20 protein-coding genes are annotated in these 20,773 nt (G+C 69.8%); 8 read left to right on the forward strand and 12 right to left on the reverse strand.

The window, feature by feature from the left end:
• Positions 1 to 49: 49 nt before the first annotated feature.
• The 5 genes from NL114_RS18655 to rpl7ae all read right to left on the reverse strand — a co-directional run bounded on the left by NL114_RS18655 (position 50) and on the right by rpl7ae (position 2,420).
• Positions 50 to 700, reverse strand: a complete 651-nt coding sequence (locus NL114_RS18655) for a helix-turn-helix domain-containing protein (protein ID WP_254822421.1) — start codon at positions 698 to 700, stop codon at positions 50 to 52.
• A gap of 224 nt (positions 701 to 924) precedes the next feature.
• Positions 925 to 1,404: a nucleoside-diphosphate kinase gene (gene ndk, locus NL114_RS18660; RefSeq protein WP_254822422.1), complete on the reverse strand. Its 480-nt coding sequence runs from the start codon at positions 1,402 to 1,404 to the stop codon at positions 925 to 927.
• A complete protein-coding gene (locus tag NL114_RS18665) occupies positions 1,401 to 1,832 on the reverse strand; it encodes a 50S ribosomal protein L24e (RefSeq protein WP_254822423.1) in 432 nt (143 codons plus the stop codon). Before NL114_RS18665 ends, ndk begins: the two co-directional genes overlap by 4 nt.
• Positions 1,832 to 2,056 (reverse strand): 30S ribosomal protein S28e, encoded by a 225-nt coding sequence (locus NL114_RS18670; protein ID WP_144262070.1) that lies wholly within the window; start codon positions 2,054 to 2,056, stop codon positions 1,832 to 1,834. The genes NL114_RS18665 and NL114_RS18670 overlap by 1 nt, the downstream gene beginning before the upstream one ends.
• 1 nt (position 2,057) lies before the next feature.
• On the reverse strand, positions 2,058 to 2,420 hold the full coding sequence (gene rpl7ae, locus NL114_RS18675; protein ID WP_254822424.1) for a 50S ribosomal protein L7Ae: 363 nt from the start codon (positions 2,418 to 2,420) through the stop codon (positions 2,058 to 2,060).
• Positions 2,421 to 2,685: 265 nt separating this feature from the next.
• Here rpl7ae and NL114_RS18680 point away from each other — a divergent pair, with 265 nt between their 5' ends.
• Entirely contained in the window at positions 2,686 to 3,582 is an 897-nt protein-coding gene (locus tag NL114_RS18680; protein ID WP_254822425.1) for an aldo/keto reductase, read from the forward strand.
• A 5-nt stretch (positions 3,583 to 3,587) separates the two neighbouring features.
• Complete coding sequence (locus NL114_RS18685) at positions 3,588 to 4,823, forward strand: lactate racemase domain-containing protein (protein ID WP_254822426.1); 1,236 nt, start codon at positions 3,588 to 3,590, stop codon at positions 4,821 to 4,823.
• A gap of 299 nt (positions 4,824 to 5,122) precedes the next feature.
• Here NL114_RS18685 and NL114_RS18690 read toward each other — a convergent pair whose 3' ends face one another.
• The 3 genes from NL114_RS18690 to NL114_RS18700 all read right to left on the reverse strand — a co-directional run bounded on the left by NL114_RS18690 (position 5,123) and on the right by NL114_RS18700 (position 9,936).
• Positions 5,123 to 5,917: a helix-turn-helix transcriptional regulator gene (locus NL114_RS18690; protein ID WP_254822427.1), complete on the reverse strand. Its 795-nt coding sequence runs from the start codon at positions 5,915 to 5,917 to the stop codon at positions 5,123 to 5,125.
• Positions 5,918 to 5,987: 70 nt separating this feature from the next.
• A complete protein-coding gene (locus tag NL114_RS18695) occupies positions 5,988 to 6,977 on the reverse strand; it encodes a DUF8073 domain-containing protein (protein ID WP_254822428.1) in 990 nt (329 codons plus the stop codon).
• A 136-nt stretch (positions 6,978 to 7,113) separates the two neighbouring features.
• Entirely contained in the window at positions 7,114 to 9,936 is a 2,823-nt protein-coding gene (locus tag NL114_RS18700) for an ATP-dependent helicase (RefSeq protein ID WP_254822429.1), read from the reverse strand.
• A gap of 136 nt (positions 9,937 to 10,072) precedes the next feature.
• On the opposite strand from NL114_RS18700, the gene NL114_RS18705 reads away from it, so the two are divergent.
• The 4 genes from NL114_RS18705 to NL114_RS18720 all read left to right on the forward strand — a co-directional run bounded on the left by NL114_RS18705 (position 10,073) and on the right by NL114_RS18720 (position 13,504).
• Complete coding sequence (locus NL114_RS18705) at positions 10,073 to 11,284, forward strand: hypothetical protein (protein ID WP_254822430.1); 1,212 nt, start codon at positions 10,073 to 10,075, stop codon at positions 11,282 to 11,284.
• 58 nt (positions 11,285 to 11,342) lie between these two features.
• Positions 11,343 to 12,287, forward strand: a complete 945-nt coding sequence (locus NL114_RS18710; RefSeq protein WP_254822431.1) for an RsmB/NOP family class I SAM-dependent RNA methyltransferase — start codon at positions 11,343 to 11,345, stop codon at positions 12,285 to 12,287.
• The gene (locus NL114_RS18715) at positions 12,284 to 12,880 is read left to right on the forward strand and encodes a DUF7122 family protein (RefSeq protein ID WP_254822432.1); all 597 of its coding nucleotides are present in this window, start codon (positions 12,284 to 12,286) and stop codon (positions 12,878 to 12,880) included. Before NL114_RS18710 ends, NL114_RS18715 begins: the two co-directional genes overlap by 4 nt.
• Positions 12,881 to 13,192: 312 nt before the next feature.
• Positions 13,193 to 13,504, forward strand: coding sequence for a hypothetical protein (locus tag NL114_RS18720; protein ID WP_254822433.1), 312 nt, complete (start codon positions 13,193 to 13,195; stop codon positions 13,502 to 13,504).
• A gap of 18 nt (positions 13,505 to 13,522) precedes the next feature.
• Here NL114_RS18720 and NL114_RS18725 read toward each other — a convergent pair whose 3' ends face one another.
• Positions 13,523 to 14,464 carry a DUF5995 family protein gene (locus NL114_RS18725; protein WP_254822434.1) on the reverse strand — a complete coding sequence of 314 codons (942 nt, stop codon included), beginning with the start codon at positions 14,462 to 14,464 and terminating at the stop codon, positions 13,523 to 13,525.
• Positions 14,465 to 14,521: 57 nt separating this feature from the next.
• Complete coding sequence (locus tag NL114_RS18730) at positions 14,522 to 16,051, reverse strand: DUF790 family protein (protein ID WP_254822435.1); 1,530 nt, start codon at positions 16,049 to 16,051, stop codon at positions 14,522 to 14,524.
• Positions 16,052 to 16,164: 113 nt separating this feature from the next.
• Between NL114_RS18730 and NL114_RS18735 the strand changes: the two genes are divergently transcribed.
• Both NL114_RS18735 and NL114_RS18740 read left to right on the forward strand, forming a co-directional pair.
• Positions 16,165 to 16,365: a hypothetical protein gene (locus tag NL114_RS18735; protein WP_254822436.1), complete on the forward strand. Its 201-nt coding sequence runs from the start codon at positions 16,165 to 16,167 to the stop codon at positions 16,363 to 16,365.
• A gap of 195 nt (positions 16,366 to 16,560) precedes the next feature.
• A complete protein-coding gene (locus tag NL114_RS18740; RefSeq protein WP_254822437.1) occupies positions 16,561 to 17,439 on the forward strand; it encodes a pyridoxamine 5'-phosphate oxidase family protein in 879 nt (292 codons plus the stop codon).
• A gap of 18 nt (positions 17,440 to 17,457) precedes the next feature.
• Here the strand turns inward: NL114_RS18740 and NL114_RS18745 are convergent, their stop codons facing one another.
• Both NL114_RS18745 and NL114_RS18750 read right to left on the reverse strand, forming a co-directional pair.
• On the reverse strand, positions 17,458 to 19,302 hold the full coding sequence (locus NL114_RS18745; RefSeq protein ID WP_254822438.1) for an SLC13 family permease: 1,845 nt from the start codon (positions 19,300 to 19,302) through the stop codon (positions 17,458 to 17,460).
• A gap of 79 nt (positions 19,303 to 19,381) precedes the next feature.
• Complete coding sequence (locus NL114_RS18750) at positions 19,382 to 20,740, reverse strand: DEAD/DEAH box helicase (protein ID WP_254822439.1); 1,359 nt, start codon at positions 20,738 to 20,740, stop codon at positions 19,382 to 19,384.
• Between the last annotated feature and the right edge of the window lie 33 nt (positions 20,741 to 20,773).

Consider the following 20,773-nt stretch of genomic DNA (forward strand, 5'->3'; position numbering starts at 1 on the left):
GGGAGCCACCTTCCGTCTTCCCCCGGTTATCCGGGGATCGGGCCCGCCGTCAGGGGACGACCTCGTTCATCAGTGTCGCCTCGATACGCCGGAGGTGTTCGCCGACGGTCGTCGCCGTCAGGCCGACCGCGTCGGCCACGTCCGCGTGGGTGGCCTCCCGCGGCTCCTGGTAGTAGCCACACTCGATGGCGGCGCGGAGCACCTCGCGCTGGCGCTCGGTCAGCAGTGAGAAGATGCGGCTGCTCCCGGCCTCGTACTCACCCGTCCGCTCGACCTCGAAGTGGATATCCTCGGGGACCGACGCGAACACCTCTGAGATGGTGTTATCGTTCGCGATGAGTGTGACCCGGAGTCGACCGTCGTCGGTGAATATCATCGGCATATCGATGGCGAACTCGTACTCCTCCATCATGTCGAGGAGTTCGTCGACGACCGGCGTCGGCTCGAAATGCGCGTGCTCGAGAACGGTCCCCTCCCCGCGGGTGACCTGGTAGCCGATGGACTGGTCGTGCTCCTGGATGATGCCCATGATGCGGTCCGGGTCCCCGCTGATCTCGTACATCGCGACCGCCGACCCGTCGGCGAGCCGGTCCAGATGGTGGATGGCCTCCCGGCGCACCTCTGGGTCGGCCATCAGCGCCTCCTCCATCGGCTGGAAGAACCCCTTGTCCGGTTTTATCGTCCCCGTCACGAAGCGCATATCCTTCGGGTGCACACTGGGAGTGTTAAACGTTGTCAACCGTAGCGAGCCCCTGAATGGCAGGTATTCCGGTAATACGGGTGATTTCGTTCGGGAGGGTCAGTTTCTATGGATAGTTCACTGATTGATGAGTTAGTCGGAGATCGACGCCGCGGCGGACCGCGGAGCGAGCGGCCGAGCGCGGCCGCTCCTCGGTCGGCGTGAACGACGGGGGAGAGCCCGTCTTAGAAGTCCGCGTCCTCGTAGAGCCAGCCCTCGGCGGACTGCTCCCAGTCGACGAGTTCCTCGTCGTCGAAGAAGAGGGCGATCTCGCGCTCGTTGGCGCCCTCGTCCTCGTGGTCGGAGCCGTGGATGACGTTCTGTCCCAGGTCCAGCCCCAGGTCACCGCGGATGGTGCCCGGCTGGGCCTCGGCGGGGTCGGTGGTGCCCATCATCCGGCGGACCTGGCGGGTCGCGTCGGCGCCTTCCCAGACCATCGCGAACACCGGCGCGGCGGTGATGAACTCCACGAGGTCGTCGAAGAACGGCTTGTCCTCGTGCTCGCCGTAGTGCTCCTCGGCGAGGTCCCGGTCGATCTGCATGAACTTCGCGCCGACCAGCTTCAGTCCGCGGTCCTCGAGTCGGGAGACGACCTCGCCGATGAGGCCGCGCTGGACGCCGTCCGGCTTGACCATCACGAAGGTGCGCTCGTCGTGGTGGCTCATGCCTCCTGCTCCTCCTCGGTTTCGGCGTCGGCCTCGTCCTCGTCCTCGGCCTCAGCGTCGGCATCGGCGTCGGATTCGTCCGCGTCAGCCTCCGCTTCTTCCGCTTCGGGGTCCTCCTCGGCCTCCGCCGCCGCTTCGTCGACATCGGCGTCGGATTCGTCCGCGTCGGCCTCGGGTTCCGGTTCGGGCTCCGGCTCAGCCTCGGCGGCGTCGGCCGCGCGGGCCTCGTCGGCCGCGCGGTTCGCTTCAGCGGCCTGTCGGCCGGCCTCGGTCCAGCCGACGTTCCGTGGCTCGCGACCCAGCTCGTCCGATCGCTCGCACTTGGCCGAGCAGAAGTGTTCCGTGGTGCCGTCCACGCGGACGAACATCGTGCCCGTACCGGGCTCGATGTCGTCCCCGCAGAAGTTGCACTCGCGCGTTCGTACCATTATTGGCCTCCGATGGAGTCTGCTTCGCGGGCGGTCTCGCGCAGCTGAACGACGTCCCCGACCCGGACGGGGCCGAGGACGTTTCGCGTGATGATGCGGCCCTGGTTCGACCCCTCCCGGATGCGGCACTTGACCTGCATGGCCTCGCCGTGCATCCCGGTCTTGCCGACGATCTCGATGACCTCGGCGGAGGTCGCACCGGACTCACCTTCTTCCGCGGACATCTTACCGGAGTTCCTCGATCTTGTTGCCGATCTCCTCGACGTCCGTGGTCGCCTCGCCGGCGTCCACGATGGCGGCGGCGGCCGAGCCGACCTCGAGACCGGCCGCGTGCCCGACGTCGTCCTGTGCGCCGACGAAGATGTACGGGATGTCCTTCTCGGCACAGAGGTCCGGGAGGTGCATGACGACCTCCTCCGGACTGACGTCCTCGGCCACGAAGACGAGCATGGCGTTGCCACGCTCGACGGCCTTGGTCGTCTCGTTCGTTCCCTTCTTCACCGCGCCTGTGTCCCGGGAGACCTCGAGTGCCTCGAGGGCGTCGTCCTCGAGGTCCGCCGGAACGTCGTAGTCGACGTATACTGACATGATGTGTTCACCTCCTGTACGCGGGCTCGCGCTCCCCCGCCGGTTCGGGCACCGCGCCCTGGCCCGCCCGTGAGACCACAGGGGGCGTATCCTGAGAGGCTAGGAGCATCACAACCCGGTACAGGCTGTACCCCCTCGTTCCGCTCCGGCACGTAAAAGCGTGTATGAACGTTCCCGGGGGTGACACGCGAGCGCACGGGCCACCGACCGGCACGTGCCACCCGCGGCACGAACCGTTATCCGACCGCCGCGAGTGGAACGGACCATGCCACCAGCGACCTTCGACATCGGCGGCGACCTGACGGTCAACCGGCTCGGCTTCGGTGCGATGCGGCTCTGTGGTCCGGACATCATCGGCGCGCCCGAGGACGAGGCGAACGCCCGGCAGATCCTCCGGGACGCCGTCGAACAGGGTGTCGACCTCATCGACACCGCCGACTCGTACGGCCCCGGCACCAGCGAACGGCTCATCGGCGAGACGCTCGCACTCGACGGCCCCGTTCCCGACGGCCGCGACCGCGTCGACGCCGGGGACGTGGTGGTCGCCACGAAGGCCGGCCTGCTGCGCAACGCGGATGGCGACTGGCTCCGCCACGGGGAGCCCGACTACATCCGCAACCAGGTCCTCGCCTCGCGCGACCGCCTCCGCGTCGACACCATCGACCTGTACCAGTACCACGCGCCCGACGAGGACACGCCGTTCGAGGACGCCGTGACGACGTTCGGCGAGCTGCAGGACGACGGGCTCGTCCGCCATGTCGGCCTCTCGAACGTGAGCGCCGATCAGCTGGAGACCGCCCGCGACCACGTCGAGGTCGCCACCGTCCAGAACCACTACAACGTCGTTACCCGCGACACCGACCGGGTCGGCGGTGACGGACGACGCGTCCTCGACGCCTGCGAGGAGTACGACATCGGTTTCATCCCGTACTTCCCGGTCGGGGCGGGCGATCTGGACACCATCGCCGACACCATCGACCCCATCGCCGAGGCCCACGGCGCGACCCGGTACCAGGTCGCGCTGTCGTGGCTGCTCCACCGCTCGGACGTGACCCTCCCAATCCCGGGGACGAGCGACCGCGACCACCTGGCCGAGAACGTCGCGGCCGCCGACATCGAACTCACGGACGCAGAGGTGGCCGACCTGACCGACGCGGCCTGACGCCGATGTACGAACTCCCGCTCGGCGACGGCAGCGTACGGTTCGACCTGCCCGACTGCGAGGTGGACGTGGCCGAGCCGCCGGGTGCCGAGCCTGTGGACGTACCCAGGGCGGCCCACGAGGCCGTCGAGAACCCGCACGGCCCGCGCCTCTCGCAGCTCGTCGACGCCGACGACCTCGTCTGCATCGTCGTCACGGACGTGACCCGCGCGACGCCCGACGACCTGCTGCTGGATGCGCTGTTCGACGAACTCGGGCGGGCGGGCATCCCGCCGGCGCAGGTCCGGGTGCTGGTCGGTCTCGGTCTCCACCGGCCGATGACGGACGGTGAACTCGAGGCCGGCCTCGGCGAGTACGCCGACCGCGCGGTGAACCACGACCCCGACGACTGCGTGCAGGTCGGTGAGGTCGACGACGTGGCCGTGGAGGTCCACCCCTCGGTCGCGCACGCCGACCGCGTGGTCTCGACGGGGATGGTCGAGCCCCACCAGTACGCGGGCTTCTCGGGCGGCGCGAAGACCGTCGCCATCGGTGCCGGCAGCGAGTCGTTCATCCGGTACACCCACGGCCCGGAGATGCTGGGTCGGGAGGGAATCCGGCTCGGCCGCATCGAGGACAACCCGTTCCGGGAGGCCGTCGACCGTGCCGGCGACGAGGTCGGCCTCGACTTCTGCCTCAACGTCACCCACGGCCCGTCGGGAATCCTGGGGGCGGCAGCGGGACAGCCACGCCAGGTCGTTCGGGACCTCGCCGGAACCGCACGCGAAGCGCTCTCCGTCGAGGTGGACGACACGTACGACGCGGTCGTCGCTGGCGTCGGCGCGCCGAAGGACGCGAACCTCTACCAGACGACGCGGGCATTCACCTACGTCACACTGGGCGCGAAGAACCCGCTCGCGGGTGGTGACGGCTGCGGCCGTGGGCGCGTCGTGGTTCCGGCAGCCCTGCACGAGGGCGCCGGCGAAGGAACGGGGGAACAGCGCTTCTACGACCGGCTCTCCGGGGCAGACTCGGCGGGTGCGCTGTACGGCGAGCTGGCCGACGGCTACGAACCCGGTGCCCAACGCGCCTTCGTCGTCGCACGAGCGCTCCGCGACCACGACCTGTACGTGACCGACTCGGCCGCACCCGCGGTCGTCGAGGACTGCCTGATGCACGCCAGGGATACCGTTCCGGCGGCCATCGAACCGGGGAGTCGGGTGCTCGTCGTGCCCGATGCGCTCGATTCGCTCCTGGTGTAGTGGCCGGCACTCGACCGGGGCGACGCGGCCGATAACGGGGTCGGTACAGGCCGACCCGGACGGACGGGGCAGGTCCGTCCGTCGTTCTACCTCCCTCGCCCGATGGGTGCACACCTCCCCCCGCAAGGGTGTGCATCCTCCTCCCCCCACCGCCGAGCGTGCCCGTTCGGGACGCCATCTCGGCCCGAGATTCCGGGTCCGGCTAGGCGGTCCCGCAAGAGGGTCACGTCTGTTCTCTATAGTATTTACCGGGGTGTTCTGTTCCGGCACCACGGACTGGCAACGCCGGCTCAACTGTTTCACCCCCCGGAACAGTACGGAGTCTCCGGAGCGAAGCGTTCCAGTGACCGCGAGCCGGACCTGACCTGCTCGAACCAGTCGGATGCCCATCCGTGGAGGCGTTCGTCGGTCGAGTGGAGGCAGGCCCGGAGGTCACCACGCGAGCCGTAGGCCTTCAGGAACACCTCGCCGTCGACGATGGCCAGTCCCGCCTCGATGGAGTCCGGGACCACGTGGATGGTCACGCTATCGGTTCTCATCGCCAGCTCCATCGTCTCCGGGTACGACTGCAGCGCCTGCCGGGCGTACGATTCGTCGTAGACGAGTTCGACCTCCGTTCCCGCCTCGACCGTCGGTTCGAGGGACTCGGCGAGTCGCTGGGTGAGCACCGGCGTGAAGCCCCGGAAGCGGTCGGCATCGGCGGGGAGCCGGTCGTGGAAGAAGGTCCGGGGAGCCTGTGGCTCGGTCGGCGTCGCCACACGCACCTCCCCGTCGAAGGGGAAAGGGAGGTCATCGGCCCGCGGGAACGTCGTGAGGAACTCGCTGAACCGGTCGCCGGTCTCCACGGCCGCGGCGAGTTCCTCGTACTGCTCGTGGACGTGTCGACCGGCCGCGGTCAGGGCGTACCGGTTGTCGTCCTTGCGGACCCAGCCACGCTCCTCGAAGCCCGTCAGGGCGCGGTGGATCGCGGTGCGTGAGGCCTCGGTCCGCTCGCGGAGCTCGCACGGCCGGCACGGCGTCTCGGCGAGGAGTCGAAGGACGGCAACCCGACCCTCCGACCCGGTCAGGAAGGCGACCCCCTCGCGCGCGTCCATGTGGAAGCATCACACCGAGGAGGAGCAAAACGGTTCCGGCCACCCGCGACGGTCAGGACTGGACGCCGCCTCACTGGTCGTCCAGCCACTGCTCGAAGGCGTCAGCCCGTTCCTCGCGACCCGGCCTCGTCGCGACCCGCCCATGGACCAGGTCCAGCAGGTCGTGTTCCCGAAGCAGGTCGCGGGTAGCACCCCGGGAGCGGTCGAGACGGCGGGCCGCAGCCCGCAGGCTCCCACCCTCCACGACGGCCTCCCGGAGGACGGCCACGCCGATGTCGTCGGGCAGCGTATCCGGGGTCCGGCCGTCGTGTTCCGCGTCCGGAGCCGCCTCCGCCGCGGCGCTTCCAGCCCCGTCAGTCACGGGCCGTTCCTCGGCGGCACCCATCGAGCCGTCCGTCTCCCCGACGGCGTCGTCGCCAGTGTCGCTGCCGCCGGGCGATGGGGTGCCGTCCCCGTCGGCGGATGCCGCACCGTCGTCCGCGGTGTCCAGTTCGTGGATGCCGAACTTCAGCATGTTCCGACGGACAGTCTGAGGCGTCACATCGGCGCCGAGTGCATCGGTCATCGTCGAGAACGAGTCGTAGGCGTCGTACGCGGCCCGGAGGGCGGGTTCGTGCTTGTGGATTGACTCGTCCGGTCGGTCGTGTGCCACGAACCGGTGGACCGTCAGCGCCGCCGCCGAGTCGAATCCGGCCCCGCAGTCGGGCGCCTCGCAGGGATGGGCCGCCGCCTGCTCGTGCCCGGACGGCGACCCGGCATCAGGCGCAGCGTCGCTCTCGGCATCGGCGTCCGGACCGTCGACATCGTCCGTCCTGTCGGCCGAGTCCGTGTCGCTGTCTCCCACCACCGCCGCATCCGCGGTGGCTCGGCCCCGCTCGCTGGACACCCCGATAGTGGGTTCCGGGGCGTCGGCGGCCGTCGGAATCCCGACCTGGACATCGACGTGGAGCACGTCCCCCGAGTCGTCCTGAACCGGCGTCACGTCCACCACCTCGATACCGTCGGCTTCCAGTCCCGAGAGAACCGTACCGAGACGGCGATAGGCGTCAGCTAGTGTCATGTGTCCCCCTGAATCAAGTGGAGGAGCTTCCATTCATAAGGCTTCCGTAGAGTGCAAAATAATCGCCCGAGGGTACCCCATCGTGAGTGTAGCACTCCCACACAGGCGCGGCCACGACCGTCCGAACGGACCCGGACTAGTCGTCGCTCTCGGCGACCGCTCCGTCACCCTCAGTCTCGGACTCATCGATGGCATCCAGCACCCGCCGATGGAACTCCTGCAGGACGGCCGATTCATCCTCCGCCAGCACCACGTCGCTGGCCATCAGCGTGGCCAGCCCGAATGCCCGCGGTGTCGGCGTCTCGACCGTGTGGTGGACCACGTCGACCGCACCTCGCTGGATGTCCTGCAGTACGTCCTCGATACCCGCGAGGTTGAGCTTGTCCTCGAGGATCTCGCGGTAGGTCTCCTCGATGACCGCGAACTCCTCGAGGTCCTGGGCGAACGAGAGCAGCATCTCGCTGGAGACCTGCTGCTGGGCGGCCGACTTCTCGTACCCCTTGTACCGCTTGAGGATCATCAGCGACCGGGTGGCGTTGATGCGGAAGTAGCGCTTGAGCAGGTCCGTCCCGTCGAGCGCGGCACGGAGGTCGGCGCGGGCCTCGTCCGGCGCGATGGACTCGAGGACACCTGTCACGTCGACCTTCCGGTTGAGCGGCATCGAGAGCGTGAACCCGTGGTCGGCGACGGCGACCTGCACGTTGGCGTCGGCCGCCTGCGCGCAACGGTAGGCGAGCAGCCGCGAGAAGCCGTCGTTGAACCGGCGGCCGTAGTTGGAGTGGACGTAGTAGTGGCGCTCGTACTCGTCGTGGTCGAGCTCCTCCTCGACGACGAGGCGGCCGTCGGTCGCGACGCTCTCGGTACCCGCGTACCGCACCTGCTCGTCGAACATCCGCGTCACCGCGCGTACGGAGTGTTCGTCCAGTGGGAACGCGCGGAGCCAGTTCCGGACCGCGGGCGGGCCGCCGTCGGCCAGCCGCTCCAGCAGGTCGCGCTGGAACGCCAGGATCTCCCGGCCGAGGTCGTACGAGAGCGGCAACCGCTCGGAGAACCACGACGGCACCGTCGGCCGGGCACTGGTGGGGTCGACGTACACCTTCGAGCCGCGCCGGTAGCGGTACTCGTAGTTCGACCCGCCGAGGACGAACACGTCGCCGGGTTCGAGGGTGTCGAGGTACGACTCGTCCAGCTGCCCGACCCACTCGTCGCCACCGCGGACGAACACGTCGCAGGTGAACGAATCCGGGATGGTCCCGATGTTGGTCATGTAGATGACCCGCGCCATGCGGCCGCGCTTGCCGACCAGCGGCGTCCCCGGCGCGTACGCCTCGTAGTGGTGCTCGCCGCCGGGCGCGTCGTTGGTGTCGCGCCACACCTTCGCGTAGACGTTCTTCGCCTCCAGCCCCTCGTAGTCCGCCGTGAGATAGCGGAACAGCTGCTCGAACTCCGCGTCCGAGAAGCTCCGGTACGGGTGCGCACTCGTGAGTATCTCGCGCACCTCGGCCTCCGGGCGTGGCCCGTTGATGGCCATCCCGTACACCTGCTGGGCGGCCACGTCCTGGGCGTCCTCCGGGACGAACACCCTGTCGACGAACCCCTCCTCGGCCTTCTTCAGCATCACCGTGCACTCGACGAGTTCGTCGCGGTCCAGCGCCACGACGCGGCCGGTGACGGTCTCGCCGAGCTGGTGGCCCGCGCGGCCGACGCGCTGGAGCAGCGACGCGACCGATTTCGGCGACCCCACCTGCACGACGAGATCGATGTGGGGCATGTCGATGCCGAGTTCGAGCGACGTGCTCGTGGTGACAACCTCGACATCGCCGGATTTCAGCATCCCCTCGACGCGCTCGCGCTCCTCCTTCGAGAGCGAGCCGTGGTGGCAGCCGGAGTTGGCCTCATCGTAGCCGTCGTAGTTCTCGCGCAGGTTGTGGAGAACCCGTTCGGCGCCCGAGCGGGTGTTCGTGAACACGAGCGTGTTGGTCGCGCCCTGGATCCACTCGTGCAACTGGTCGTAGAACCGGTCGTTGACGACCGACGGGTGCGTGTCGATGAGGTCGTCGGTGGGGCAGTGCAACTCGATGTCGAAGTCGCGGACGAACCGCGCGTCGACGAGTTCGTAGTCGCGGAACTGCGGAGCACCCGCAGTATCTCCATCCGCGTCCGGGTCGCCGGGCGTCTCGCACCCCACCAGGAACTCCGCCATCTTCGACAGCGGCTCGACAGTCGCTGAACAGCCGATGCGGGTCGGTGACTCCTCGGCCATCGCCTCCAGTCGCTCCAGCGAGACGGCCATGTGGGTCCCGCGCTTGTTGTCGGCCAGCGAGTGGATCTCGTCGACGATGACGTACTCGACGGTCTCCAGTTTCCGCTTGAACTTCGGCGAGTTCAGCAGGATGGCCAGCGTCTCCGGGGTGGTGTTGAGGATGTGCGGCGTCGTCTCCAGCATCGCCTGCCGGTCGCTGTCGCTCGTGTCGCCGTGCCGGATGGCGTGGCGGACTTCGACATCGTGCCCGTTCGCCGCGAGTTTCTCGGTGATGGCGTCGATGGGTTCGGCGAGGTTCCGGTGGATGTCGTTCGCGAGCGACTTCAGCGGCGAGAGGTAGAGGCAGTAGACGGAGTTGTCGAGGTCGTCGGTCTTCGCGCGGCCGAAGAGGTCGTTGTAGATGGCCGCGAAGCTGGCCATCGTCTTCCCGCTTCCCGTCGGCGCACAGACCAGCGTGTTCTCCCCGTCGTCGACCAGCGGGATGGCCCCCTTCTGCGGTGGCGTGAAGAACCCGCCGTTGCCCGGGACGTACTCGCCGAAGGTCTCGGCCCACCACTCCCGGACCTCCGGCTCCAGCCGGGCCAGCACGTCGGCGTCGTCGATGTCGACGGTCGTCGGGTCGAACGGGAGGTCGTCGTGACACGCGCGCAGTAGCTCGCGACCCTCGCCCGACAGGTCGTCGCCGTGGCTCCCCATCCGTGCCTCGACGGAGGGCCGGCAGGATGTTAAGGGGTCGCCTCCCGCGGTGGAACTGGTCCCGTCGAGGTGATGCGCTGCCGATGACGCGGGCGTTCGGGGCCGGATTCAAGGCCCTCCGCCGTGGCTACCCGCCATGACCCACGCCGAACGTGCCTCGCGGTGGGCACGCCGGTTCGTCCTGGCGGGTGCCGCGTGGCTCGCCGTCTGGCAGGTCGCCGAGCTGGCCGGTACCCCCCGGCGAGCGGCCGTCACGCTCGGACTGCTGGGGTTCGTCCTGCATACCGTCTTCGGGAAGGCGTACGCGCTGGTGCCACCCTACTTCGACCGCGACCTCGCGACGACGCGACTCATGCCGGTCCACCTCGCCTGCTCGGTGACGGGGACACTCCTGCTCGCGGGGGCGGCGTCCGGAGTGGGCCAGGCGGTCCTCCCGACACCCTCCGTCGAGCTGTTGTCCCTGGCGGGCGCCGCCCTCTGGACGGTCGGCGTCGCCGTCTTCCTCGGGACGCTCGGCTGGACCGTCCGCGACAACCTCCTCGGCGGGGCGACGGGCACCGGCGAGGCGAACGCCGAGCGCCGACCCGTCGACCGGGCCGCGAACCTCGCGATGCCGGTCGCGCTGGCCTATCTCGCTCTGGGGTCGTACGCGCTGCTGGCGGCGCACGCGCCGCTCCCGACACTCCTCGACGGCTACGCCCCCCGTGCGTCGCACCTGCTCGGGGCCGGGTTCGCCACGCTTACGCTGTTCGCTGTGGGCTTCCGGCTCCTGCCCCGCTTCCTCGTCGCCCACCCGCCCAGGGCGCTCGTCGCGGTCGTCCTCCCGGCCGGGGCCGTCGGCCCGGCACTGCTCGCCGTCGGGCTCCCCGCCGGGCCGATGTTCCGCCTCGGCGCGACGGTCGAGGCGACCGCCGTCATCGGGTTCGCGACCGCGTTCGGCGTGACCTTCGTGCGCTCGGACCGGGGCCGCATCGGCCTCGATGCCGTCCTCGTGGCGGTGGCGCTGGGGTCGCTCGCCGCGTTCCTCGGGCTCACGTTCGCGGTCGACCCCCCGACAGCCGAACTCGTGACGGCTCACCGCCGCCTGAACGTGCTGGGCTTCCTCGGGCTCGCCATCATCGGCGCGAGCTACCAGTTCTACCCGCCGACCGCGGGAAGCTTCCGGGGCGCCAGTGACCGGACGGCGCTGGCCGTCATCGGCCTCGTCGCGGGCGGGCTGCTGGTCGAGGTCGCTGGCCTGCTCGGCGGGGGGACGTACCTCGTCACGGGTGGCCGTCTCGCCGCCACGCTCGGGGCCACTGTCCACCTCGGGTTGCTGGTCGCCCTGTTCCGCGAACGGTTCGGCTGAGGACCGTGTCGCCGCCCGCTCCGAAACCCACTAACCCCGCCCCCACCCAGCGATGCCAATGACCGACGGTATCGACGACCCCGGGGATGTCCTCGGCCGTTACGAGCCCCTCGTGGACGATGTCGAGTCGTTCCGCGAGGCGTGCGCCCGGCCGCTCCCGGCAGTCGTCCGCGTGAACGAGATCAAGGCCACGCCCGACGAGGTCCGGGCCGGCTTCGAGGAGGAGGGTATCGACTTCGAGCCCGTCGACTGGCACGACGGGCTGCTCCGACTCCCGGACGGCGACCCCGGCCACTCGTGGGCGTACGTCCACGGCTGGGTGTACGGCCAAGAGGAGGTCTCGGCCGTGCCGGCCCTCGTGCTCGACCCCCAGCCCGGCGAGCGGGTGTTCGACCCCTGCGCGGCGCCCGGGAGCAAGACGACGCAGCTGGCGGCACTGATGGAGGATACGGGGCTTCTGGTCGCCAACGACTCGAACCTCGGGCGGCTCTCGGCGCTGCGCTCGAACGCCGAGCGCTGTGGCGTCTCGAACGTCGCCGTGACGAAGTCCGACGCCCGGAACTTCTCGCTGAAGCCGTTCTCGGAGGGCGACGAGGACGAACCGTTCGACCGCGTCCTCGTCGACGTGCCCTGCTCCTGCGAGGGGACCATCCGGAAGAACCCGGACGCGCTGGCCGACTGGACGCTCGACCACGTGCAGGGTGTCGCGGGCGTCCAGAAGGGCATCCTGGAGCGGGCCATCGAGATGACCAAGCCCGGTGGCACGGTCGTCTACTCCACCTGTACGTTCGCGCCCGAGGAGAACGAGGCCGTCCTCGACCACGCGCTCGCCAACAGCGCGTGCGACCTCGTGGAGTTCGACCTGCCGCTCGAGTCGCGTCCCGGCGTCACCGAGTGGGACGGCGAGACGTACGACCCCGCCGTCGAACGGGCCCGGCGCATCTACCCGCATCACAACGACACGGGCGGGTTCTTCTGCGCGAAACTGGAGGTGGCGGCATGAGCGACGACACGACCGGCGACGACACGACCGGCACCGGCGCGCCGGCAGAGAACAAGCCCCACCAGTTCGAGCGCCTCCCCGCGACCGCCGACGACCGCGACGTGCCCGAGCGCGCCACGCGCGAGGGCGTCGTCGAGTTCTGGCAGGACCGCTACGGCGTCGACCCGTCGGTCTGGGAGGGCTACACCTTCTGGGAGAAGGGTGCGGGCAAGGTCTGGGCGTTCGCGGACGACCTCCCCTCGCCCGTCGAGGTGGAGGCGCTCGGGATGACCTTCCTCCGAACCGGCGGCGAGCACTGGAAGCCGACGACGGACGCCGTCCAGCGCTTCGGCCGCTACGCGACGGCCGACGATACGGTCATCGACCTCTCACGGGAGCAGGCGACCCGCTTTCTCGCCGGAGAGGACCAGGAACTCGACTGGGATGGGGACTGGGGGTATCTCATCGTCCGGCACGAGTACGGTGGCGAGTCCGTGACCGGAGCCGCGCCGGACCGGGCCGACAGCGGCCGCCCGGAACCCATCGGCGTGGGGCTGTTCCTGCACGGCGAGTTGCGCTCGCAGGTGCCGAAGGGACGACGGCGGGACCTGTAGAGTGGTCCGCACCCCCGCCCATGTCCTCTCGGCGCGGTCAGCGATGTACCCGCCGTCGGCGGTTCCAGCGCGGTGACCGACAGCGAGATACCGAGGGAATCACTCGCAACCCCCGAATCAATAATACTCCATAGTTCTAAACAGACACGGAGGTTAATCAATCCGCCTAGAACATACGTCGAACAATTTTACTGTCTCCGAGAAGTACGCGTATTCGATGTCGAAGCCCTCTCCACTCGCTACCGCCGTCCGGAAGGCCGAACGCGGGAGGTACCCACCATCCGGGGCGGACAGAGAGCGGGGTCGGTCGATATGACCCGCCACGAGGCGCCGGATCCCAGTGCATCCACCCGCGGTGGCAGTTCCCCGCCCCTCGATGTCTGCTGGCGCTGTCGCGACACGGCGGACCGACTCCGCGAGATCGACCACCCCGACCCCGCCATCGACCGCCGGGTTCGGGTCTGTGAGACGGGGTGCTGGCTCCCCGAGTCGACCAGTTACCGCTGTCACGAGTGCGGTGAGAACCACTCCCGCGAGCAGGTCAGACTCGTCCGGTCCCCCACCCGAGCCGACCTCGTACCGGAGTGTCTGTCCTGCAACCGGGCGGTCGTCGCGGGCGACTGAACCCTCGACCGGGCCGAGTCACATCTCATGGACCGGATCGTCCCCTGCTGAGTCGCCCTGCGATTCCGCCCCACCGTGCTGTGCCTCCGCTTGCCCGTCGGTCTCCACTCCGGACTCGAACTCCCCCAGTGCTTCCTGAACGGTGTCGCTCGCACGGGTGCCCAGAAGGAGGTAGGCCGCACCCGTGGCGGTGGCGTGGGTGATGCGGCGAGAGAACCAGCGGCGGACCCGGAACCGCGAGGTGAGGCCGACGGCGTTGCGCCAGGCGCTGGACCGGCACTCGTCGATGGTGAAGATGGCGAGCCGTTCGTCGGCCCGGCCCATCGATTCGTCCACCCGTTCGAGGCCCGGGGCGTACGTCTCGGCGAGCAGGTCCTGGATGTCGTCGACGATGGTCCGGAGGACCTCGGTCACGGCGCGATGGTCGGCGAGCTTTGCGGAGCGCTCCGAGTCGATACCCACGTCGGCGAGCGCGAACGCGAGGTCGTAGTTGATGTGGGCGTTCACGCCCAGCAGCGCGTCCTGGATGACGAGCGAATCCGGCGCCGCGGCGGAGTCGAACGCGAGTTGCCACGGGTCGGCCACGGCCGACAGGTCCCCGCGCTCGTAGTCGTGGACCGCCTCGCGGTAGCGGTTCGCGAACGCGACGAGGTAGTCCGCCACCCAGTCCGGGTCCTCGAACTCGTCGCGCTCGATCCGGGCCGCGACGGCCTCCGTCGTCCGGGCGTACACGGCGAGGAAGACCGCGCGGTCGTCCTCACGGGTCGCGAAGGCGCGCTGTAACTCGGCGAGCCGGCGCTCCGACTCCGCGACGGAGTCGTACGGCTCCGCCACCAGGTCCAGAACCTCCCGGTCCCCCGCCGACCCGCCGCTCGTCCCCGGCCGCCCCTCACGGACGCGCTTGCCCACGGCCGTGGCCTGCTTGCGCCACGCCCGACGCGGGCGAGTGTCCGGCTGCATGGCGGTGGGTACCACACCGGTGGGCATAACTCTCACCCGACATCCGTCACCGCCGGCTCACTTCTCCCGGACGGTGCCGCCGGAGAGGCCCTCCCACTCGACGCGGTAGCCCAGTCGCGAGAGCACCGCGCTCGCGTCGTCCAGGCTGTACTCGTCGAGGACGTGCTCCGCGTCGGCGAGGTCCATCCCCGCTTCGACGCGGTCGCCCACCGCCTCCAGCACTGCGGGACGAACGAGCGTCCGCCCGACGCGCTCGTGCTCGGGGAACGCCTTGTCCTCGACCGCCTCCTCACCGACGCCGTGGCGTCCGGCGAGCGTCTCCAGCGTGATGACGTCGTCGTCCGGTGCCAGCTCGTCCGGCAGGTCCGCGGCCGCGTCCGCCACGAGGTCGTCCTCGTACCGTCGGAGGGCGTCGACCACGTCCTTCACCCGGACGCTCCCCTGGTAGGGGATGGCGCCGTCGGTCAGCTCCGCGACCGCCTCGCCGACGCCGAGCGACTCGTCGACCGCGACCAGCATCGTCACGTCCTCCAGCGTCTCCAGCCGCGAGAGCTTCTTCTCGACGTACTCCGGGGTCCAGAACCCCATGATCTCGAAGAAGACGCGGAAATCCCCGTGTCGGTAGTCGAACGCGAAGTCCGGGATGACGACGTGTGCGCCGCTGGCGAGCGGTTCGGGCTCGCGCACCAGATCCCAGTCGAGGTCCAGCGACGCGAACCGGGTGGCGAAGTCGCGCTCGACGCCCGAATCGTAGGTGGGCTCGACGACGGGCTCTGTCCCCGGCACCGAGACGTCCGCGTCGGTCAGTACCAGTTGCCGCTCGGTGCCGCGGTCGTCGACGGTGGCTTCGAGGCGCCACTCGGGCGCCGCCGCGACCGTCCGCAGGAGACGGGCGAACCGGGTGCCGTAGCGGCGCGAGCGCGAGAAGGGAGCACTCGGACCAGTGACGACCACCTCGCGGTCGCCCGGCCCGGCGTCGCGCTCGCCGTCCTCGACGCGGCGCACCTCGTACATCAGCCGGAGGCGCTTGACCACGGAGACGAGTTCCTTCGGCTCGGCCGAGCGCACCCGCACCTCGACGGCGTCGAACAGCGCGGTCTGTGCCAGCGAGAGGTCGTACTGTGTGACGAGGGATTCGGGGTCGTAGCGCGAGTCGAACGTCGTGAGGACCTGCCGGGATTCGAGGTCGGCGTACAGCGAGTCGGCCACGTCGCCGGGTGCAGCGTCGAGCCCCTCGGCCGCCCGCTCGAGTGCGGTCCCGCGCTCGCCCTCGGTGACGACACCCACAGCCTCTGCGGCCTCGAAGGCGGCCGCCCGGGCGCGCCGTGGCTCGACGGCCGCTCGCGTCTCGAAGGTCGCCTCCCGTTCCAGAAGCTTCGCGAACCCACGCACGAGTTTGAAGTCGCTCGCCGACCGCTCCAGGTCAGTCAGCACCGTGTCCAGCGTCGCTCGCTCCTCGCCGACGTGCCCCTGGTAGACCCCGATGGCACGAGCCGCCAGCGCCCGGGCGTCGGCGTCGTCGCCGACGAACCGGGGATGATAGCCGCCACCGGCCCGCGAGACACGGAGCAGGTCCTTCGTCAGCATCCGGCCGGGTGGTCGGAGAGCGGGCGGTTAAGGGCTCCGTCGCTCGACCGAACCATCGGAATCGGCACCAGCCATGCTAGAGATTTACAGTCTCCCGGGGGGAGTGGCCGGACATGAGCCCACACACGGTCTCGGTCGGCATCCCGATCGCCGGCACCGTCGTCGGGATGGTCATCATGATTCTCGGTGTCCTCCAGGGGGGTATCAACCCGACCCTTCTCGCGGGGACGCTGGTGATGATGGGCGGTATCGGATACCTGGCCCGCGACCTCATCATCCTCGAGGCGGAGACCGAGCCCGAGAGCCACCATTGAGCCATCACCACCGGAGCCGTCACCTCCTGTCGCGCGTCCCGTCGTGAGTCCTGCTACGAGCCCCGTCGTGAGTCCTGCTACGAGCCCCGTCGTGAGTCCTGCCGCGTGCCCTGCCGTGTCCGGATGGCGCGCCGCCGGGAACCAGTTAAGTACCTGCGTGACACCGTGCCACGATATGCACAGCGGAGGGCGGCCATGAGTCTCGACGGCGCAGGTCTCGATGTCGACCGCCTCCAGCGGGCCGTCCACGACTCCCCGGCGGTCGAGGTGGCGACGGCCGCCGGGGACCGGCCACGGACCTACCCGCTGACGCCGTTCTACGACGAGGCCCGCGAGGCCGTGGTCGTCACCTCCCCGCCGGCCTACGCGGGCAAGGTCGACACCGTCCGCGAGAATCCGAAGCTCTCCCTGCTGTTCTACGACGCCGGCGAGCCGTTCGTGCTGTACGGCCGCGGCACCGTCCGCGACGACGACCTGGAGGCGAACGCGGAGTACGTCCAGAACCTCATCCGGGCCGAGCCCCCGTCGGAGAAGCGCGAGGGGTTCACGAAGACCTCGTCGCTGCTCGACTCACGTCTCGGCCGGTTCCTCTTCGGCTGGTACGCGCTGCGGCTGGTCGTCGAGGTGGAGCCGGTACGCGTCGAACCGCTCGAGGACGCGACGCCCGGCCGGTTGCCACCGTGGCCCGAGCAGGGTGTCGACGCCGCGGAGGCCGACTCGTACGACCGGCTCGCGCTCACCGTCGTCGGCGAGGACGGCTGGCCGACGACACGGACGGTCCGCGATGTCGAGCACCGTGGCGCGGACGCCGTGGTGCTGGACACACCCCTCGCCGTCGAGGACGGTCAGCCCGCGTCCCTCCTCTGCCACTGGCACACGCCGGACCTGTCGAAACTCGGGCAGCGGCTCTTCCGGGGGCGCGTCGCGGACGCTGGGGCGGACAGCGTGCGGTTCGAGCCCGGCAGCTCGACATCGATGCGGAACGCGACACGGCTGGACCGACTGAGGTTCATCTGGAACGGGAAACGCCGGACGCGGGCGTACTTCCGGCAGCGGGATGGCCCCGAGGGGTGAGTGCGCTCTCGACGGCGTTCAGACGCCGTAGATGACCGCGATGCCGAGCGTCACGACGACCGCGAGGAGCAACTGCAGCGGGAGTCCGACCCGGGTGAAGTCCGTGAACCGGTAGCCGCCCGGCCCGTACACCATCAGGTTGGTCTGGTAGCCGATGGGGGTCGCGAAGGCGGCCCCGCCGGCGAACAGGACCGCCAGCAGGAACGCGAACCCGTCCGAGCCGACCTGCGAGGCGGTGTCGACGGCGACCGGGACCATCAGGACCGTCATCGCGACGGGGGTGATGAGGGCCGCGACCAGGCCGGAGACGAGGAAGACCACCCCCAGCAGCGCGAGGGTCGGGACGTAGATGCTGACCTCCGCGAAGAGCGAGGCCACCAGTGCCGCGCCGCCGGTGCGCTGGAGCGCCACCCCGAGCGGGAGGATGCCGGCCAGCAGGAAGATGACGTTCCAGGAGACGGCGTCGTAGGCCTGGCGGGTGGAGAGGCAGTCGGTGGCGAGCATCACGAAGACGCCGCCCAGCGCCGCGATTACGATGGGGAGCAGGTCGAGCGCGGCCAGCAGGATGACGCCCACGAGCGTCCCGAGCGCGACGGGCGTCCGCGGCGAGAGCGGTTCGGGCTCCAGTTCGTCGAAATCGACGGGACGCTTCGGCTCGCGCAACAGCGCCAGGTCGTCGGTGTCGGTGAGGTATCGCGCCGCGGCGGGCGTCGTCTGGAGCAACAGCGTGTCGCCGGCCCGGAGCCGACGCTCGCGCAGGTCCTCGCGGAGCAGCCCCCCCTCGCGCTTGACCGCCAGGACGGTCGTATCCAGGCGGCGGGTGAGGATGCTCTCGCCGATGCTCGTGCCCACGAGGTCCGAGTCCGGGAGGACGACAGCCTCGACAAGTTGCCCGCGCTCGCCCAGCAGGTCCTCCTCGGTGACGACCTCGCGGGGGAACTGCCGGAGCGTGTAGCGCTCGACGAGGCGGTTCAGGTCGCGCAGCGTCGACCGGATGACCAGCGCGTCACCCGCCTCGACGATGCGGTCGGTGGTGGCGGCGATGACCCCTTCGCCCTCGCGCTCGATGCGCAGCAGGTCCGCCCGGATGTCCTCCTCGCCGTCGATGGTCTCCTGGACCTCGTGGACCGACTGCCCGACGAACGGCGAGTCCTCCCGGACCGTCACCAGCGAGAGATGGTCCTCCAGTTCGTACGCCTCCGTCAGGTCGGTGTCGGCCGCCACGCGCTCCGGGACGAGGTACCGCCCGACCGTCAGGAGGTAGGCGATGCCGACGACGAGGACGACGACACCGAGCGGTGTGAACTCGAACATCCCGATGGGGCCGCGGTCGAGGAGTTCGACGGCGAGGTCGCTGGCGATGAGGTTGCTCGCGGTCCCGATCAGCGTGAGTTTCCCGCCCAGCATCGCCGCGAACGACAGGGGCATGAGCAGCCGCGACCGCGAGATGCCGGCCTGCTCCGCGAGGCCGGTCACCATCGGGATGAACACGGCGACGACGGGGGTGTTGTTGACGAATCCGGCCGAGAGCCCGGTCGTGGACACCGTCGCCGCCAGCAAGCGTCGCTCCTCGCCGCCCGTGATGCGGCCCAGGAACAGGCCCAGCCGCTCGACGATGCCCGTCCGCTGGACCCCCTCGCTGAGGATGTACATCGCGAGGACGGTGAGCGTCGCCGCACTCCCGAAGCCCGAGAGAGCCTCGACGGGGGAGACCTGCGTGAGCGGTTCGAGGACGGCCAGTGCCACCAGGACGCCGATAGCGGTCACGTCGGGCGGGAGCTTCTCCGAGACGAACAGCGCCAGTGCGGCGAACACGAGGCCGAACGTCACGGCCATCCCCGTCGTCACTGGCGGCAATGCCATACGGGGTGCGCGATGCCACCCGACAAAACGGTTCGCCTCGCCCCGTCGGCCAGGTGCCGGCGGGGACGTACACTCGCGTTCACCGCCGCCGCCGCGCCACCCGCTCCTCGGCGGTCTCCTCCGTGACGAGTTCGTACAGCGTCGCCCGCCCGCCGTCCGCCTTCGGCCGCAGCACCCGCCCGAGACGTTGCGTGAACTCGCGCTCGCTCCCACTCCCCGAGAGCACCACCGCGACGTTCGCGTCCGGCACGTCCACGCCCTCGTCGAGCACGTTCGCGGTCACGACGCGCGAGTAATCGCCCTCGCGGAACCGCTCGAGGATCTCGCGCCGCTCGGCCGCGGCTGTCTCGTGGGTGATGGCCGGTATCAGGAACCGCTCGGAGAGCCGGTAGACGAGGTCGGTGTACGCGGTGAACACGATGACGCGGTCCTCGCGATGGTGATCCAGCACCCGCTCGAGTTCGCGCACCTTGTTCTCGGCGTTCATCATCACCTCGCGGGCACGCTGTTTGGCCAGGAGCGCCTCCCGTGCCCGCGGGTCGTTGCCCGACCGCTTGACGAGTTCCTGGTAGTCGCTACCCGAGCGCAGTTGGATGCCCGACTGCGCGAGGTAGTCCGTGAACGTGCCCTGGTACTCCTCGTAGCGCTCGCGTTCCTCCTCGGTGAGTTCGACGGCGACGCGCTTGATGTCGAAGTCGGCGAGGTGGTCCCCCGCGAGGTCCTCGGCCGAGAGCCGGTGGACCACGGGCCCGACCAGCTCCTCGATGACCTCGTGGGCGCCGTCCGGGCGCTCGAAGGTCGCCGTGAGCCCCATCCGGGCGGGCGCGGCGAGGAGGCGCGCGATGTCGCGGTACCCCTCGCCCCCGAGGTGGTGGACCTCATCGAAGACGACCAGTTCGAAGTCCCCGCCGAGTTCGTCCGCCCGGAGGTACGCCGAGTCGTAGGTGGAGACGGTGATGTCCTCGACGCGCTGCTCACCCCCTCCGAGGCGGCCGATGGGCACGTCGAACTCCGCCGCGAGTTCGCGCTCCCACTGGTCCAGCAGGTCGATGGTCGGGACGACCACGAGCGTGGGGGCCGAGCGCGCGGCGATGGCCGCGATAGCGACCACCGTCTTCCCGCTCCCGGTCGGGAGTTCGAGAACGCCGCGGCAGTCGGCCCCGCGCCACGCGTCGAACGCGTCGCGCTGGTAGTCTCGGAGTTCGTACGCCGTCGCGAGGTCGGGGAGGTCGCCGGCGTCGAGGACGGCGTCGTCGACGGCCACGTCCCGCTCGGCGAGCGCGTCACGGAGGTCGGCGTAGCGGTGGGCGGGGGCACGCCAGGATTCCGAGCGGTCGTCGTACTCGGCACCGGGGAGGTCCGCGACGACGGACTCGGGACCGGTGATGCGGACGGTCCCCTCGTCGAAGCGCAGGCGGACGGGCGCGGCGTCGGTCACGGTCGGGGGTCCGGCCCCGTCCGGTTTGAATCG

The sequence above is a fragment of the Haloglomus halophilum genome (genome assembly GCF_024298885.1).
GTDB lineage: Archaea > Halobacteriota > Halobacteria > Halobacteriales > Haloarculaceae > Haloglomus > Haloglomus halophilum.

Excerpts from the sequence above, each read along its gene's own strand:
- NL114_RS18655 (WP_254822421.1), bottom strand. The coding sequence starts at position 700 with ATGCGCTTCGTGACGGGGACGATAAAACCGGACAAGGGGTTCTTCCAG.
- ndk (WP_254822422.1), bottom strand. The coding sequence starts at position 1,404 with ATGAGCCACCACGACGAGCGCACCTTCGTGATGGTCAAGCCGGACGGC.
- NL114_RS18665 (WP_254822423.1), bottom strand. The coding sequence starts at position 1,832 with ATGGTACGAACGCGCGAGTGCAACTTCTGCGGGGACGACATCGAGCCC.
- NL114_RS18670 (WP_144262070.1), bottom strand. The coding sequence starts at position 2,056 with ATGTCCGCGGAAGAAGGTGAGTCCGGTGCGACCTCCGCCGAGGTCATC.
- rpl7ae (WP_254822424.1), bottom strand. The coding sequence starts at position 2,420 with ATGTCAGTATACGTCGACTACGACGTTCCGGCGGACCTCGAGGACGAC.
- NL114_RS18680 (WP_254822425.1), top strand. The coding sequence starts at position 2,686 with ATGCCACCAGCGACCTTCGACATCGGCGGCGACCTGACGGTCAACCGG.
- NL114_RS18685 (WP_254822426.1), top strand. The coding sequence starts at position 3,588 with ATGTACGAACTCCCGCTCGGCGACGGCAGCGTACGGTTCGACCTGCCC.
- NL114_RS18690 (WP_254822427.1), bottom strand. The coding sequence starts at position 5,917 with ATGGACGCGCGCGAGGGGGTCGCCTTCCTGACCGGGTCGGAGGGTCGG.
- NL114_RS18695 (WP_254822428.1), bottom strand. The coding sequence starts at position 6,977 with ATGACACTAGCTGACGCCTATCGCCGTCTCGGTACGGTTCTCTCGGGA.
- NL114_RS18700 (WP_254822429.1), bottom strand. The coding sequence starts at position 9,936 with ATGGGGAGCCACGGCGACGACCTGTCGGGCGAGGGTCGCGAGCTACTG.
- NL114_RS18705 (WP_254822430.1), top strand. The coding sequence starts at position 10,073 with ATGACCCACGCCGAACGTGCCTCGCGGTGGGCACGCCGGTTCGTCCTG.
- NL114_RS18710 (WP_254822431.1), top strand. The coding sequence starts at position 11,343 with ATGACCGACGGTATCGACGACCCCGGGGATGTCCTCGGCCGTTACGAG.
- NL114_RS18715 (WP_254822432.1), top strand. The coding sequence starts at position 12,284 with ATGAGCGACGACACGACCGGCGACGACACGACCGGCACCGGCGCGCCG.
- NL114_RS18720 (WP_254822433.1), top strand. The coding sequence starts at position 13,193 with ATGACCCGCCACGAGGCGCCGGATCCCAGTGCATCCACCCGCGGTGGC.
- NL114_RS18725 (WP_254822434.1), bottom strand. The coding sequence starts at position 14,464 with ATGCAGCCGGACACTCGCCCGCGTCGGGCGTGGCGCAAGCAGGCCACG.
- NL114_RS18730 (WP_254822435.1), bottom strand. The coding sequence starts at position 16,051 with ATGCTGACGAAGGACCTGCTCCGTGTCTCGCGGGCCGGTGGCGGCTAT.
- NL114_RS18735 (WP_254822436.1), top strand. The coding sequence starts at position 16,165 with ATGAGCCCACACACGGTCTCGGTCGGCATCCCGATCGCCGGCACCGTC.
- NL114_RS18740 (WP_254822437.1), top strand. The coding sequence starts at position 16,561 with ATGAGTCTCGACGGCGCAGGTCTCGATGTCGACCGCCTCCAGCGGGCC.
- NL114_RS18745 (WP_254822438.1), bottom strand. The coding sequence starts at position 19,302 with ATGGCATTGCCGCCAGTGACGACGGGGATGGCCGTGACGTTCGGCCTC.